Annotated in this window: 10 protein-coding genes; all 10 read left to right on the plus strand. The window is 38.2% G+C overall.

Annotation, left to right across the window (positions count from 1 at the left end; all coding sequences use genetic code 11):
* Positions 1 to 126 precede the first annotated feature (126 nt).
* The 10 genes from ACQ86H_RS09900 to ACQ86H_RS09945 all read left to right on the plus strand — a co-directional run bounded on the left by ACQ86H_RS09900 (position 127) and on the right by ACQ86H_RS09945 (position 16,314).
* Positions 127 to 1,152 carry a hypothetical protein gene (locus tag ACQ86H_RS09900; RefSeq protein WP_431294708.1) on the plus strand — a complete coding sequence of 342 codons (1,026 nt, stop codon included), beginning with the start codon at positions 127 to 129 and terminating at the stop codon, positions 1,150 to 1,152.
* On the plus strand, positions 1,153 to 2,688 hold the full coding sequence (locus tag ACQ86H_RS09905; protein ID WP_431294709.1) for a hypothetical protein: 1,536 nt from the start codon (positions 1,153 to 1,155) through the stop codon (positions 2,686 to 2,688).
* Positions 2,685 to 3,785, plus strand: a complete 1,101-nt coding sequence (locus ACQ86H_RS09910) for a DUF928 domain-containing protein (RefSeq protein WP_431294710.1) — start codon at positions 2,685 to 2,687, stop codon at positions 3,783 to 3,785. Before ACQ86H_RS09905 ends, ACQ86H_RS09910 begins: the two co-directional genes overlap by 4 nt.
* Positions 3,782 to 4,192 (plus strand): hypothetical protein, encoded by a 411-nt coding sequence (locus ACQ86H_RS09915; RefSeq protein WP_431294711.1) that lies wholly within the window; start codon positions 3,782 to 3,784, stop codon positions 4,190 to 4,192. Before ACQ86H_RS09910 ends, ACQ86H_RS09915 begins: the two co-directional genes overlap by 4 nt.
* 5 nt (positions 4,193 to 4,197) lie before the next feature.
* Positions 4,198 to 5,292 carry a hypothetical protein gene (locus tag ACQ86H_RS09920; RefSeq protein ID WP_431294712.1) on the plus strand — a complete coding sequence of 365 codons (1,095 nt, stop codon included), beginning with the start codon at positions 4,198 to 4,200 and terminating at the stop codon, positions 5,290 to 5,292.
* The gene (locus tag ACQ86H_RS09925; RefSeq protein WP_431294713.1) at positions 5,258 to 7,642 is read left to right on the plus strand and encodes a hypothetical protein; all 2,385 of its coding nucleotides are present in this window, start codon (positions 5,258 to 5,260) and stop codon (positions 7,640 to 7,642) included. The genes ACQ86H_RS09920 and ACQ86H_RS09925 overlap by 35 nt, the downstream gene beginning before the upstream one ends.
* 50 nt (positions 7,643 to 7,692) lie before the next feature.
* Positions 7,693 to 10,782, plus strand: coding sequence for a hypothetical protein (locus tag ACQ86H_RS09930; protein ID WP_431294714.1), 3,090 nt, complete (start codon positions 7,693 to 7,695; stop codon positions 10,780 to 10,782).
* A gap of 2 nt (positions 10,783 to 10,784) precedes the next feature.
* Positions 10,785 to 11,195: a hypothetical protein gene (locus ACQ86H_RS09935; RefSeq protein ID WP_431294715.1), complete on the plus strand. Its 411-nt coding sequence runs from the start codon at positions 10,785 to 10,787 to the stop codon at positions 11,193 to 11,195.
* Positions 11,196 to 11,218: 23 nt separating this feature from the next.
* Positions 11,219 to 11,575 carry a hypothetical protein gene (locus ACQ86H_RS09940; RefSeq protein WP_431294716.1) on the plus strand — a complete coding sequence of 119 codons (357 nt, stop codon included), beginning with the start codon at positions 11,219 to 11,221 and terminating at the stop codon, positions 11,573 to 11,575.
* A gap of 164 nt (positions 11,576 to 11,739) precedes the next feature.
* Positions 11,740 to 16,314 (plus strand): DUF6443 domain-containing protein, encoded by a 4,575-nt coding sequence (locus ACQ86H_RS09945; RefSeq protein WP_431294717.1) that lies wholly within the window; start codon positions 11,740 to 11,742, stop codon positions 16,312 to 16,314.
* Positions 16,315 to 16,412 lie beyond the last annotated feature (98 nt).

A 16,412-nucleotide genomic window follows, 5' to 3' on the forward strand; every position in this document is an offset into this window, starting at 1 on the left:
TTTATCATGATCTTAGAAATTGAGTCTCCAGACTCACAAGCCAAACAAATTAACGCCTTATTGATGTCTGTTCCTGCCCTATAAATGCCTGGAAAAACCTTGATAAAGCAATGCTAAATATAACGTATGAACAAAGCCGTAATAACAGCTACTTTGCTGGTATTCTTTTGCCTGCAATCAATGCAGCTTCTCGCGCAGCTTCCCTCTCCCGAGCAGGCCATTGCAGATAGCCTGAAATCGGGTAAAAAGAAAATCCCGAAATTGGATTCGCTGGCCGCACAGAAAATCCAGACATCCAAAAAGGCAATCACCACACAGGTAAAGGAACGTTTTAATCAGTCGGATTTAACCGGATTATTAAAAAAAGATTCCTTGAAAAAAGGACTTAAGGTACAACCTGTAAATATTTCGGCAGATGCGTCGGCACAGTATACTAAAACAAAGCAATCCGTTATTGATAGTCTTAAATCAGGGAAGAAGAAACGCTCTAAAATCGATTCTCTGGCGATGGAAAAAATCCAGGTGGCTAAAAAGTCGGTATTGGCGCAGGCAGATCAGCGTGTAAAACAATCCGATATTGCTAAACTATTAAAGAAAGATACGCTTAAAAAGGGGAATAAGATACAGTTTAGCGATGTTTCTGTAGGGAATGAAACCCAATACATCAAGACGCAAAATCCTGCCAATGGTAAAAACCTGTTAAATAATGTAACTTTTTCTGGACAATTAAAGGTGTATAATATTCCTATCGATCTTTCATTGGCGAACACTTATACAGCCATGCGTGATTTCAGTTTGGATCAGGGCAATCTCTTTAAGTTCAATTTACCAAAACCAAGTTTTAACCAGTTTTTTAAGGCAGATCTTGATCAGTACCGCAACTTACGTAAAAACGTGTTGAGTGGACAAACCGCAGAGTCTTTTCTCCGGAAGAAAATACAGGATAAGATTGCAAAGAATCTTAATCTTTCGGCTTCACCAAAACTACAGGCATATTTAAATAATCCCGAAAATTTAAGAAGTATGCTCAAGATGGATGAATTGGAGTTGAAGGGAAAACTGAACGAATTTACAGAAGAAATAAAAGATCAGGCACAGAACGGGGGAAACAGCTTAGTCAACAAGGACAGGATTCCCTTACAAACTTATTAAATGCTAAAAAACAGGAATTGTTTACTGAAATCCAAAAAGGTACAGCAGTCGGTTTATGACAGTGGGCTCGATCCGGAAAAACTGGAACTGCTGGAAAAAGTTGCCCAGGGCAAAATCTCTCAGCGCGAACTCGAAAATTTCTTTGTATCAGAACTTTCCAAAGGAAAGGATATGGGTTTTTTACAAAAAAGTTATGCCCGGCTGCATGAATTTCAGGCTGGCAATTTTGGTCACCAATTGCCCGGGAGTTTTCTAAATCGCGATCTCTTTTTAAACGGTTTCAATTTTTCTTTAAGAACACCAAGAGGCCCGGTAAGTGTTGGGCTAAGTACAAACCGCGACCTTAACTCATCAAAAGATGCCGGGTTTAATTCATCTACTTATGCCATTCCTAAACTATACAGTTATTTAAGTGTACCTACTACCAATTTTTCATTCGGCTCAGGTAAGCTTTCTTGGGTGGGCACCTACGATAGACAGTTTAACGGTAACATTGGCTTTGCACAAAATTCATTGCCGCGCAATAATATGGTTTTTACCCTTAGCCAGGCCTTTAACTTTAGTAAAGCAGGAACACTTACCTTCGATGTTTCTAAATCTTCTACCCAATATAAAGAGCTTGCTGCATTTGGTCCAGATCAGTTAATGATCGATAGAAATACCAATGGCAATTACTTTAGGGATGACTTTCTGCAGACCATGTCAGTTGGCCTAAACCACTCCATTGATTCTAAAAAACTCGGACTCAGAAGTGCTGTATTTGTTAATTATGCTGGTTCGGGCTTTCAAAATCCAGGTCAGCAAGGTATTGGTAACCTTAATTTAAGGTTTGGCGGTAATATCCGTAAAGATTTCTTCCACAATAAAATGACGCTTACCGTGCGGTCAGATTTTAAGAACATGCCGATCAGCGCTACTGATAATTCGCATTGGAGCAACCACAATATCCAGCTCGATTCGAGGTTCCGCATTTCACGTTCGACCAACTTAGGTTTAAAATACATTGATAATGGTGTAGATAAAGTATCGCAGGGGAGCACACCGGTTTATGCCTCTAAAAAACTCCAAATCGATATTAACTCTAATTATAAACTCTTTGGGCAACGTGGCTTTAGCCATATTAGTGTGGCACAACAGGAAATAGCAAATCCATTATCATTGGGCAATTCTAGTCTGATGCAGTTTAATTACGTACAAACAGTAGTATTTAAAGACTTTTCACTTTCAGGAAACCTGTTTTATAACCGCGAGCTTAATGCCAACACTATATTGGGCAATATGCTCAACTCAGATGCATCCTTGCAGTACCAATTGTTTAGAGGCGTTTCAATGTCGAGCGGATTAAGTTACCTCGATAATCAAAATCTTGCCCGCCAGGCTGGTATTAAACAAAGTATCCAGTTTATGCTGAAGAAACACTTTGATATCTCGGCCTATGTAGACATCCGCAAAAACCTGATTACCCCAACCTATCCGGATCTTTTTTCTACTAACAGGGGAGAAATATCTATACACTATTATCTCGACAAACAATGAGCAAGCTTAAATTAAGATTATTTATTTTATTTATTTCCATAAGCACTGCTGTCTCTGCTCAAACCAGTATTGTGTTTGTTCCGGAGGTATATGGCACTACCTTAAATGGCCTTTTCAGGGTTTCGATATTTAATGCTTCAGGCGTTAAATCGGTGAGAATGAACATTACTATACGGGAAGCCCGTGCAGGAAAAATTGCCACCATACAAACCGAAGCATTTACCATTGTACCAGGGAACAACATCATTCCATCGGGAGTTGCCCGCACGGCTAACGTAGCCATGGCGCAGAATGCAACGGCAAATTTTATCAGGCGCAATCAATATTTTCCACAGGGGGATTACGAATATTCGTTTAATATTTACTTAGCCTCTTCAAGTCAGGAGATTATTATCGATCAAACCTTTAATAATGAGATTACCCCGCCAGCACCGTTAGATCTGATTGAGCCCTACGATCAGGACGAAATTTGCGAAAAACGGCCACTGCTTACCTGGCAGCCCTCTATGCCCAAGATGGATGGCTTGCTTTACCAGGTGATGCTGGTAGAAATTAAAGATAAACAGAATGCAGTTGAAGCCTTAAATTACAATCTCCCTATTGTGAATCAGAAAGGAGTAGTGGCCAATTTATTGGTGTATCCGCCAAACTCAAAAGAACTCGTAGCGGGTAAAAAATATGCCTGGCAGGTAAGCGCTTACCGCGATCAAACCATCATCAACCGATCAGATATCTGGTCGTTTGAAGTGAACTGTCAGGATAGTGTGAACAATGTGATTCCTACCGATTATGGGTATAGGGATATAGAGGATTTGGTTAAGGGGAATTATTATATCGCAGAGGGAAATATGAAGTTTGCATTGGTAAACTCTTATGGGGAACAGGATCTGAAATATAGTATCCTTTGCATTAATAATCCTTCGAAAAAAATAAGAAGCTTACCGAAATTGAAACTTAAACGTGGCCAAAATAAAATTTATATCGATTTGAGCCATAACTTTTCATTTGATAATAACTATTCGTACATCATGAAAATACAGTTGCCAGATGGTGGACAGAAAAGTTTGAGATTTCTATATAAACACCCTACAGAATGAGAAAGTATACTATAATAATTTTACTTGGATTGATGTTTTCATGTACTTCTAAAAGCCCTTCAGGACAGAGTTTGGATAATGATATACGGGTAATGGCCCAATTAAAAAAAACATCATCAAACGATCGGATGCAGACTTTTATGGTTAGGGTATTTCCTGATAAAAAATTTATTGAGCATGGAAAAGAAAAAATTACAGAATCCTTTCTTTATCACGCTGATAGTTGCTTTTATCTCCTCAATAACAATATAAAGTTATATCCTGACTATGTGGAACCCGTTGCCAATGGGATAAAGGGGAGTTACGAATTTCTTATAGGGTTCAGTAATCAGGACCTTTCTTTAAAAGAATACATGTTGATTTATCAGGATCAAATTATTAATAAAAAAATACATTCTCACGATTAAATAATATGGGATATACTTTAATTAACAAGACCAAATTTATTGCTAAATTTTTGCTTGTACTATGGCTGATACAAATTTTTCAACCATTAAGTGTATATGCATTAACCTCCGGTCCGGCCCAGCCAGAAGCACAATCTTTTCAACCAGTAGGTGTTTCTGATATGGTTGATTTGTTTAGTGGGGATTTTAAATATAATGTTCCGCTTTTAGATGTTGATGGCTATCCCATTAATTTAAACTACCAATCAGGAGTAGGTATTGATGACGAAGCCAGTTGGGTTGGTTTGGGTTGGAACTTAAACGTAGGTGCTATTAATCGACAATTAAGAGGAATCCCCGACGATTTAAGTGGGGATGAGTTAGTAACAGAACAATATACCAAACCCAAAATAACAGTTGGAGGTAAACTAACTGCCAAAGTCGAACTTTTTGGTAAAAACACAGCCTTTAAAGGAGGAGCAGGTCTTAACGGTTCATTAACCTTTGGTATTTTTAGTGATAATTATACTGGCATAGGTGCTGAAATAGGTGCCAATGCCGGTATGTCTTTTTCATTGGCGAACGATGGCCAGCTTACAGCAGGTTTGGGAATTGGCATTTTATCAAGCACAGCCTCTGGGGTAGATGTAACTCCAAATGCTTCACTATCTATATCTGCATTCAAAGAGGAAAAGACACTGGTAAACGCAGGTTTTAGTTCTTCTTTAGGATACAATAGTCGCTCAGGTTTAAAGACATTGAGTTTTAATAAAAGTTTTATGAGTTATAATACTTCCTCATCTATTTCCTATAATACAGAGCCTATAATGCCCAAACTTCAGGTGCCTTATACTTCAGAATATGGTTCTTTTAGTGTAGATGTTGGTGGAACTGTTTTTGGTCTTTATGGTAGTGCGGGCGGAACGGGTTATAAAAGTGTAAGGTACATCTCTAACGGCGGCAATTTCAGAAACCCCGAATATGGGTATTTATACGCAGAGCGTGGGAAAAATCAAAAAAAGGCTTTGCACGATTTTATTAGAGAAAAAGACAATCCTGTAATACCGGAATTGCCAAACTTAGCTTTTGCCAATTGCTACGCCAGATGTATTTGCCTATAACAGCCAAACAGGTTCTGGTCAATTTAGGCTCTACAGAGGTGGAACAGGTATATACTTTGATAATGAAGTTGCAGATAACTCCAAAGTAAGCAGTATTGGCGGTGATATTGGATTTGGCGCTTATGCTCATGGTGGTATAACTGCTTTTAACCAATCTACTTCAAATGTGACGAGAAAGTGGACTAATGACAATAATTATCTAAAAAATGGTGATTTTCAGGATGAGCCCACTACTGATCCTACCAGGCAGCACGTTTTCTTTAGAAATGCAGAAGATAAAAACATTGAAGACAGTGTCATGGTATCAAAGTTATATGCATCAACTCCTCTTTCGATTTCAACTTCTAATAAAACAGCATCATCGAGTTTTAGCACGGTAAGTAATTTTAGTAGTAATGTATTATCTGTTAGTGGGAAAATAGAGAAAGATAAACGTCAGATACAGAATACCTCAATCTCATACTTAACTGCTGGTGAAGCTGCTATTGCTGGTCTAAGTAAGACAATAGACACCTATAGTTTTATAGATGGACAGACTTTTGATCCAAATTATATGGGAGTGAATGCAATAGCACCTACACGTGTTGCAAGGATTGATGATATGAGGAAAAAACACCACATTTCTGAAATAACCGTTACCAATTGCTCCGGACAGCGGATGGTATATGGCGTTCCGGTATATAATATCTCACAAACAGAGATGTCTTTCGCCGTAAATAATGCAGGAAATAATGGTACTGGCAAAGTTGATGTGCCTTTAAATGGCACTACAATAGATCACTTGCAAAAAGGAGTTGATGATTATTACCACAAAGATACACAGCCTGCTTATGCTTACAGTTATCTAATCAGCGGCATTTTATCTCCCGATTATGTGGATAAAACCAATGATGGGATTACATTGGATGATAATGGTACCGCTATTAAATTTAATTATAGCAAGATAGATAAATACAGGTGGCGTACTCCTTTTGGTAATAAGAAAAACGGTGGTATACATGTACCCGAGGGAAGTTTAAACAGGGGTTTACTCGCCGATCCGGATGATGATAAGGGTTCTATCATTTATGGCGAAAAAGAAATTTATTATATACATTCTATCGAATCGAAAACGAAAGTTGCCTATTTTATTACTGAAGACAGGCTTGATGGTTTAGGCGTAACAGATTGGAGAGGTGGCCTGGATGTTGGAACTAGGCAGAAATGTTTAAAGGAAATTCGCCTCTATTCTAAAGAGAATTTAAGCAAACCGATTAAAGTGGTGAAATTTGAGTATGGTTATGACTTATGTCCAAATACACCAAATTCTATAGCCAGTGGTGGAGGTAAATTAACCTTAAAAAAGATTTGGACTGAATATGGAAACACCCATAAAGGTCAATTTCATCCTTATATATTTACCTACAATTCTAAAATCAACGGTACTGATATCCCTTATGGAACGATGATGACCGACCGTTGGGGCAATTATAAAAATCAGACGAATCCCGGAAACTTAACAAATGTGGAATACCCTTATGCAACTCAGGATAAAGCTTATGCTGACCAGGTTGCGGGTTTATGGCATATCAGTAATATTGAATTGCCTTCGGGTGGAAATATCGGGGTAATATACGAAGCAGACGATTATTCCTATGTGCAGAACAAGCATGCAGCGGTTATGGTTCCTTATAGTTTTCCCGATGGTACAACTTTGGCCAATGCCAATGCCATACAACTCAATATAGATTCTGTTCCGCCAATGGGCCAGGATCAGACCCAATGGTTCAAAAATACGTACCTAAATGGATCTGATTATATCTATACCAAATCGCAGGTTAATGTAAGTACACCAAGTGCACCTTCAAGTAATAACGGGGTCGATTTTGTATCGGCCTATTGCAAGGTAACTTCAGTTAATGTCAATTCGGGAGTAGCAAAAATTAGCTTAGAACAAATAGCTGAAGGTGGGTCAATAACCAATCCCATTCGTTTTGCTGCCTGGCAAAAAATGAAGAACGAATATCCAAAATTTGCATATCCGGGTTATCAGAATAGGGTAGGCGATAACCGGAATACGGGCATTGGTGCAGCAGTTAGTGCAGTAATGAATGCTGCCGGTAACCTGAAAGAACTCCGCGAAAATTTTTATCAAAAAGCAATACGAAAAGGTTATTGCAATACAGTGGAAGCAGGTAAGGCTTTTGCGCGTATCAGTTTAACTGCTGCTCCGAAATTGGGTGGGGGCTCTAGGGTTAAACAAGTTACCATAAAAGATGAATGGGATGTGCTGACTGGGACCAACGCTCCTAAAGGGATTTATGGTCAAAGTTATGAATACACAACCACATCGGGTACCGGAAAAAAATAAGCAGTGGGGTAGCTACTTACGAACCATCTATAGGTAATGATGAAAATGCCTTGAAACAGCCAGTGCCTTACATTCAGAAAATAAAAGGAACGATCAATAATTATTTTGAATTAGAAGCACCTTTTGGAGAATCATTATATCCTTCTCCCAGTATTGGCTACAGTAAAGTAACTGTTAAAGATCTCGAAGTAGGCGCGAGTTTGCCATCTAATCAGATTCCTAAAACCGGTTACATTGTTAATGAGTTTTATACCGCTAAAGATTTTCCGGTGAGGGTGAATATTTTGCCGTTAAAAAAATATAATCCTAAACCGCAAAACAGTTATTCCCTTATTCAAACCAGTAGCGTAGAAGAAATGGTAATGTCGCAGGGCTATAGTATCGAACTGAACGACATGCATGGAAAGCCCAAGGCAACCAGGATATTTAATAGTTCTGCTGCCGATGTTTCTTCAACTGAATATTATTATCAGGTTGATGATCAAGATGCTGTAGAGAAAAGGTTAAATAACAATGTTAGCATAGTAGAAGCCAACGGAAATGTTAAGCCTGGCATAATAGGAAGGGATATAGAGTTTTATACCGATTTTAGGGAACAAGAAACAAACAATTCAGGGCTTGCTGTAAACCTGGGGGTAGATGTGATACCTTTCATTTTCTTCCCTTTGGTAATTCCACATTTTCCAATTAATAGTAATAACGAATATAAGCTATTCAGATCGGCTTGTGCCGTCAAAGTGATACAAACCAACGGGTTGGTTAAGAAAGTAATTAAAAAGGAAAATGGTTCTTCTATTGCAGTAGAAAATGTAGCTTATGATGGCGTAACTGGTGAGGCACTGATAACTAAAACCCAAAATGAGTTTAATAAAGATTACTACTCGCTTAATTTACCTGCTTATTGGGCCTACCTAAAAATGGGCGGAGCCTACCAGAACCTAGGGATGACTCTTAAAAATGTTTCTTTGAATAACCTACATGAAATTAATGACGTTTATTGGGCTTTATTAACACAGGGAGACGAATTAGTTAATTTGGGAACAGGGACGCATTATTGGGTTGCAGATAACCGAAGTACAATTTATAATGGTAACCCTACCAATCCTAATACAATTGCCATCAATCTACTGGAACCATCAAAAATACTGATCGATCGCAGCGGTAAAGTATTAAAATCGATTACAGGAGAAGGAGTAGCTATAAGTTTTAAGGTAGTGCGCTCTGGCTATAGAAATCTTTTATCTGCCGGAACGGAGAGTATTGTATCAATAAATAATCCGATAAAAAATAATAAACTAAATATTAATGGTGATCTAAGCCACATGAAGGTATTATCTGCATCGGTTACCACTTATGATGATGAATGGCCGATAGATGGTTTGGGACAGGTAACAGACCGTATTGAGAATACTTCTTCTACTTTCAATTTCAGAATTGCTGGGTATAATACTGAGCATGGTCGCTCCGGATCACGTTTTTATAATCCTTGCGATGCTGAAGGTAACTCTTTTAATGCTCCATGTGGAAATCCAGATTATTATTATTATTTCAGTAACAATTATTTAAACTCCAGATTAAGCAATGTTGGGATTTGGCCTGATACAAGTATCCCTGCAAGTTTGGCTGAGCCTTTAGGCTTTACTTCCACGTTTGATGCTCCGGTTAGTAAATACTATTTTATTGGATTTGCAGGTGATGATAGGATTAAAATCACCATAGATAACAATCTGTTATTACCCGCTGTAAGCTTTCCCGAAACTTATTTATACTGGACTATTGTGCCTGTTTATCTAACGGCGGGAACACATAAAATTGAAGTGGAAGGATATAATATTTCTAATGCTTACAACAACTGGTCAGGTAACCCGGGAAGTATCGGTGTTGAAATTTACCGGGATGACATACAAAATGTTCTATCTGCTTCGAATACTAATATACCTGCAACAATATTTTCAACGTCTTCTCTTGCAAATAACTATAATATACAAAGTTTTAGGACGATTAATGGCATTAAAACATGGCATTTCACTTATGATACTTTCTATAACCCTTTTATACAAGGGCTAAAGGGTAACTGGCGGCCAAATCAACAAAAAGTATATCAGGAAAACAGGGCTTATGATAATATCTTTTCTTCAGGAAAGAAAGGTATGAACGTTGCTAATGCCGGGTACTTTAAGAATTTTAAATCTTACTGGAATGTGGGCTTTCCTTGGGTAAATCTGGTCGAAAATTTTGGAGAGCTGAGATGGGTCACATCCAATATCATTACCCAGTACGATAAATATGGGCAGGAGTTAGAAAATAAAGATGCCTTAAACCGATATAGTGTAGCTAGTTTTGATTTTAAAGGCGAATTGCCATCGGCAGTTGCATCCAATGCCAGAAACAGAGAAATCTATGTCAATAGTTTTGAAGACCGCGGGCGCCATGCTGTTATGCCTGATACCAGTGTGGTTAAGGAATTTGTTTCGAAGCCATATAACCAGCCTTTATATGGGGCTATTTCGAATTCGTTTTCTCACTCCGGTAATTATAGCCTGGCGTTAACAACGGATGGTGTTGTGCTTTCTACAATAAAACACAATAGGGAGCAAAAAACTATGCCCTACCTTACACGGAACAACAATAGCGAATTTAACCTGCTTAATAATTATGGTTTACTACCCCGCGGTTTTGAGCCGGTTCAGGGCAATGAATATGTATTTAATGTTTGGGTAAAGGATAATCAGCCTACTAACAAAAGTGTCAATATCAGCGCTTATTACCAGGTGCCATATTATAATTACAGTTATCCGGTAACATTAAACTTCAAAGCCGTTGTAGAAGGGTGGAAATTACTTGAAGGACGGATAAATACACAGGTAAGTGGATATCCAAAAATGGATTTTGTACTGAAAGCCAACTATAGTGGAATTTATATAGACGATATTAGAATCTATCCAAAAGACGCCCTATTAAAATCGTATGCTTACGATAGCCGTAATTTTAAATTGATGGCCGAACTGGATGAAAATGCTTTTGCAACCTTTTACGAATATGATGATGAAGGTTCACTGAGCCGTGTGAAGAAAGAAACAGAAAGAGGCATTGCCACCATTAAAGAAAACCGCTCATCATACAGAAAAAAGAACTTATAAACATGAAAACCTTAAATAAAAAAATAATCTTTTCATCAGTAGGCTTTGTAGCGATTTTGTTTGTTGCTTTTGCAAGTGCTAAAATAGTTGCAAATAAGCGTGTAGTGAAACTAGTGGCCGTACAAGATACTGTTGAAACCATTGACATTGATACAGCAAAACTAAAGCTCTTTACACTAGCTGGTAAAGCGATCGATTTTAATTCAGATCAACTTGCCATATCAGGTACCTTAAGTGTTCATGACGGTAAAGATAGTTCGGCGAATATCAATAATGCAGCTTATTGTTTTATAAAAAGAGACAGCAGCTTTTACTACAAGATGAATCTGGTAGAAATGATAAATACGAAATCTTATTGTGTGCAGGCTGACGGACAGCAAAAAAAATCATGCTTTCGCCGCACAAAAGTATAAATCCACAGTTAATGTTCCCCCAGATGGATAAACTGGTTGAACGCTTAAGGGAAGAAAGATATAGTGTTGTAGAAATGCCCGCACCGGATGGATTCCGTAAAATATCATTGCTAAACCTCCATCATGTAACCTGTAAAGAGTATAGCATCACTTTTAATAGCGAAACATTTAAACCAACTGAAGTTTTTATCAGATTAAGCAACTTGGATGATCCTTTAAATACAAAATTGGATAAAACCATTTTTATGAAATATTCTGAAAAAAGTGATCTGAATCAGGCAGAACTGCTATCTACTGAAAGGATAATTACAAAAACAGATAAAGGATTTAAAGCTGTTCACGCTTATAGCGATTATGAAGTAATAGAGATAGGCCTATAGTTGTAGCTTAACGCTTTGCCCTTACTCAATGAATGGCAATAGGTTAAAACAGCTAAACGAGTTGTCTGGCGAAACACGGTATCGTGTTTTCAAATTATTGAGATGAAAATAATTAGGTAATAATGCCTGATTGGAATAAAATATTATTAAGAAATAATTTAGTTATGTTAAAAACGCTCCGTTTTATTTTTGTGGTTTCTTTACTGGTATTGCTGCAGCAATATGCATTTGCAGCGGTAGAGCCCTATCAAAATTTCTTGAAAGGTTCCATTAAAGTTGGCGATTCATTACTAGTAAAAGACGAGAAATTTAAAAACACATCATTTAACTGGGCTGATATTACCAATATTTCGGTTAAAAATTCCATTAATCTACAGGTTTTGGATGAACAGTCTATCAGCCAGTCATTTAGTTGCAGCTTAAAGGTAAGGATCGAATATTTTAGTTCGCCAGCACAAATGGATGCAACCAAAATTAACGAGGTAGAGCTTAAGGTAAATTATGACAAAAATGCGGGTGCCGTTTATAAAGGTATCGATACTTATAGCTTCGAGAACGGATATTATGTAAAAGTATATGTGATATCTATTAACAGTCCTGAGTTTGGAGCCCAGTTGCCACCCGTATTGCAGTTAAGTAGTATGATTAATATCGACCGTAAATATGCTTTTAAACCTTATCTGTTTTTGGGTATCAATGGTGAACAGGGAGGACAGGTCAAAAGTAAAGGCCTGCAAAGATTAAGTGTTGGAACTGTTCAGGACAATCAATTAAAACTTAGCTGGACTTTGGTACCTGGAGCAGAAGAATACGATATAGAATGGGTAGGTATTGATGGCGGATCAGAGTGGGAGACGATCGCAGATGCATTAAAATCTAATAGTGGGGCATATTCGAATGATGACATCGGAACTATATTTAGAAACAACGCAACACGGATAACCACCCACGAAAATAATTATACCATATCTTTGTTATACAGTGCCAAATATATCCTGGTGAGGATGAGGCAGGTGCAATACACTACAGATGGGCTTAGAAATACTGGCGAATGGTTTTACAAACAGGATAATAATAATAGCTATGCGATATGGGAGCCGAGTTGGCATCAGGAAAATTTAAACTGGCAATATTCTGCTACTTACGCCGAAGAGGGCAAAAAGAAAGAGGTAGTCAGTTATTTTGATGGATCGCTGAGGGGGCGCCAAACCGTAACCCTTAATAATAGTGATGATGTAGCTGTTGTACAAGAGAACGTTTATGATCAGTTTGGGCGTGCTGCAGCGAGTATTTTACCTGCGCCGGTTAGGGAAAGTACAACCAATCAAGCTTTGCATTATTTCCCATCTTTTAATAAGAATGCCAGTAATTTGCCATACAGTTATGCCGATTTAAATGCTGCCAATTGCGAACCTTTACCAACGGCGTTAAATATATCATCAGGAGCATCTCAATATTATTCATCACAAAACCAGTTTAAAAACCTAACATCCTTTAATAAATATATTCCAGATGCAGGTGGTTATCCTTTGTCGGTAACGCAGTATACACCTGATAACACCGGGCGGATAAAATTACAGGGAGGTGTTGGTTATACTTTTCAGCCTGGTACTGGCGAAAAGCACACCACCCGATATTTTTATGCTAAACCAGAACAATGGGAATTGGATAGGCTATTTGGTAATGATGTAGGTTTTGCAGAGCATTACCTTAAAAATATGGTGATCGATCCAAACGGACAGATCAGTATCAGCTACCTTAATGCCAGTGGTAAAACGATAGCAACCGCTTTAACGGGCAATACACCTGATAACGTTTCGAGCCTAGATAACAAACCTATTGCGCAAGAGCTTAGTATGAAAATATTAAAACCAGAACAGTTTAATTTTGATGCCAGCCGTTTAAGCTTAAATGCAACTACCACTTATATCGCATCCGTAACGGGTCCGGTTACCTTAAAGTATGATATAGAAAAATTGATTGCCCAATATCCGGGTACCGCTTTTAAACCATGCAGCAATTGCTATTATGAACTGAGTATCACCATACGCGATAATTGCAATGTAGTTGTTTACAATACCGCTACCCCTGTTAAAATTGGCACTGAAACATCCAATTGCGATGATGGTGGTATATACAACGGAAATATCGAAACCGCGTTTAACCAGATTGGCGAATATTACATCACCTTTAATTTTAACCTGAGCGAAAAAGTAATCAATTACTTTACAGATGAATATGTCAGAAAAGGTCAGGATGCGCTTTATCTTAAAAAACAGTCCGATTTTGTTTTGAAATATCTGGTAGAAAGCCGTTTTCAGGATTGTTTTGCCGATTGTAAAACAGCAAGGACAAAACTTGGGACCAAAGCCGATTTTACAACCATGTTTGTGGCTAAGCTTAATCAGCTTGGCGAAGCTCCGGCTCCTTATCAGAATCTTATTTCGGATACTTATGATGACCTTTTGAACAAAGTAGCTGCGCTCGAAGCAGGTTGCGTGAGCACTGCTACCCCTTGCGATGATTACCGTAACCCGATGTTACTGGATGTTTCACCTGGCGGGCAATATGCCATGGTTGATGATGCTGGTAGCTTTTTGGAAACGGCTACCAACGTACTACAACTTTATTTTAAACATGGGGTATTTGATAACGTGAATAGTTCTGATCCGCTATACACCAATACTGCCGTAACCAGGGAGGATGGTAGTATTACCTCACCTTACGATGCTTCATTTACACTATCTGATTTGGTGAGGTACTGGAAACCAGAATGGGCAGAACAGTTTCTCCGTTTCCACCCCGAATATTGCAAATTACAGTTTTGTATCAACCACTCTGGAGAAAAAGCATGGGATAACAGTTTAAAGGAGATAGAAACGGCAGCAGCAATTGGCTATCACCGCAATAATGCAATAAACTGGTTGCTCAATACCGATCCTTTTTTTACCGATCCTGCACGTAGTACTTACAAGAGCAATATGGAATTCGACCTCACCAATTTTAGTGTGGTAAAAACAGGCCGTAACGATGTTGCTGTAAAAAATATCAATGCTTTTATCGATTTCGCACTTTATTGTGCTGATACTACCGGTACCACCAATTTAGGTGTTAATACAACAGCACAGAACTGGAATACCTGCAGCCCCAACAATGCATGTAGGGTAGAAAACCGCGAATGGCAGCTTTACCGTGATTATTATCTGGAGCTTAAAGCAAAATATATAGAGATACTTAGAAATATAGAAACCTGTAATACTGCTACTTCTTGTACCATAGGGAAACCGGTAAGTGCTGAGTATGATTATACTAACAACGGCGATTGCTCAACAAGGGTGTTCCCAGGCACTAGTCAACAACTTTCACCAAATAGCTACAGAACATTCGATTATCTTAATAACCAGCAGGTTACTTATACCTACATTACCGGAACGCATAATGCGCCACCTGCAATTAACTGCAGCAATTTAGGTGCCAGACAGTTTTATAACTGCCTGGAGGTAAGCGTACCTTCTGGAGGAACGATAAGATATACCAATGTGTGGGAAATTACCTGCACAGAAACAATCCCTCAGGTATGTTCTAGTTCAGTTTCAATATCCCCTGATGGTGATTACGGCAACAATCATTATTATGTCACCAATTACCCTTATCGCTATGATTATTATATAGATAATTATTCTCCGGATGCTGTACTGCCAAGTTATTGTTCAGGTAGTACCGTTCCTGAGTTTCTTGATTGTTTAACAGTTTATTATAATGGAGAACAGCGTGTTTTTAACAATGTGTGGCTGAGTTCCTGTTCCAATTATATCGGCGGTGGCGGTGGCGGTAATCCATGCGATCTACAGTCTACAGCACTTTTTAAAGCCGTTGAAGCAAATACTAATAATTTAGAACGGCCAATTCCATGTGAGATAACACAACAATTAATGGCAAATAATTCGAGCGAGCAGTGGGTTTTAGCCGATTTCGATAGTAATAACATCTATAGTGTTAGTACAGTAGCACCTAATGAAACCAATAAAAGCGCTACGCCCCAAGCTAGAAAAAGTAATAATGTTAGCTCAGTAGCTGATGTCTTCAGGAAGTTTGGTGAATATGAATTTAAACCTTATTTCGCTGTCCAGAATGAAAAAGGAAACTATAGAATTTACAGAAATGTTTGGGTAGCTAAATATTTTACAGATGCTGGATCTAATATAGCATCAACAACTCAAACTAAAAAGGCAATTGAGGCAAAATCCAGTATTTCAGAAACACAACAATTACAAAATGTATCAACATCGTACTGTGTTAATGTGAATGATGTTGAGGTGTCAAGACAAAATATAATTTGTAATAACAGGCCGTATTCAAACACTATAAGGCGAATAAATTTACAGTATTTAGATGCCAATGGTCTTGCTACTGCAGCGCCAAGAGATATTCGTGTTGATTTAAAAATTCAGATAAGCAATGGGAACAATCCAATTGGTACTGGTATAACAATGACACAGGTTCTCTACTTAAATAGTGGTCAAACGAGTTCTTACTGGGAGTATAAGCATGAAGAATATTACAGTGACTATAATAATCCAGATTATTTGTGTTTCCCGAGGGTTATAGCAGTTCAATGTATTGATAAAGTCTTTGGAGCAAATGTGTGTTCGACTATTCCCATTTGTGACGGAAGTACTGTAAGCGATTGCCCGGCCATTTATGCTGAAAAAAGAGTAGGTTCGACCCAGATATTATAGCTCCCAAAACAGGTTTAACCGAAGCGCAGTATAAAGCAGAGCAATATGCAGCTTTAGCCAGTCAGGTTAATACTTCTTGTACGGGTAGTGCCGATGGC

The sequence above is a fragment of the Pedobacter sp. P26 genome (genome assembly GCF_050632135.1).
GTDB lineage: Bacteria > Bacteroidota > Bacteroidia > Sphingobacteriales > Sphingobacteriaceae > Pedobacter.

Bases quoted from the DNA above. Each gene is read 5' to 3' on its own strand.
- ACQ86H_RS09900 (WP_431294708.1), top strand. From the start codon at position 127: ATGAACAAAGCCGTAATAACAGCTACTTTGCTGGTATTCTTTTGCCTG.
- ACQ86H_RS09905 (WP_431294709.1), top strand. From the start codon at position 1,153: ATGCTAAAAAACAGGAATTGTTTACTGAAATCCAAAAAGGTACAGCAG.
- ACQ86H_RS09910 (WP_431294710.1), top strand. From the start codon at position 2,685: ATGAGCAAGCTTAAATTAAGATTATTTATTTTATTTATTTCCATAAGC.
- ACQ86H_RS09915 (WP_431294711.1), top strand. From the start codon at position 3,782: ATGAGAAAGTATACTATAATAATTTTACTTGGATTGATGTTTTCATGT.
- ACQ86H_RS09920 (WP_431294712.1), top strand. From the start codon at position 4,198: ATGGGATATACTTTAATTAACAAGACCAAATTTATTGCTAAATTTTTG.
- ACQ86H_RS09935 (WP_431294715.1), top strand. From the start codon at position 10,785: ATGAAAACCTTAAATAAAAAAATAATCTTTTCATCAGTAGGCTTTGTA.
- ACQ86H_RS09940 (WP_431294716.1), top strand. From the start codon at position 11,219: ATGGATAAACTGGTTGAACGCTTAAGGGAAGAAAGATATAGTGTTGTA.
- ACQ86H_RS09945 (WP_431294717.1), top strand. From the start codon at position 11,740: ATGTTAAAAACGCTCCGTTTTATTTTTGTGGTTTCTTTACTGGTATTG.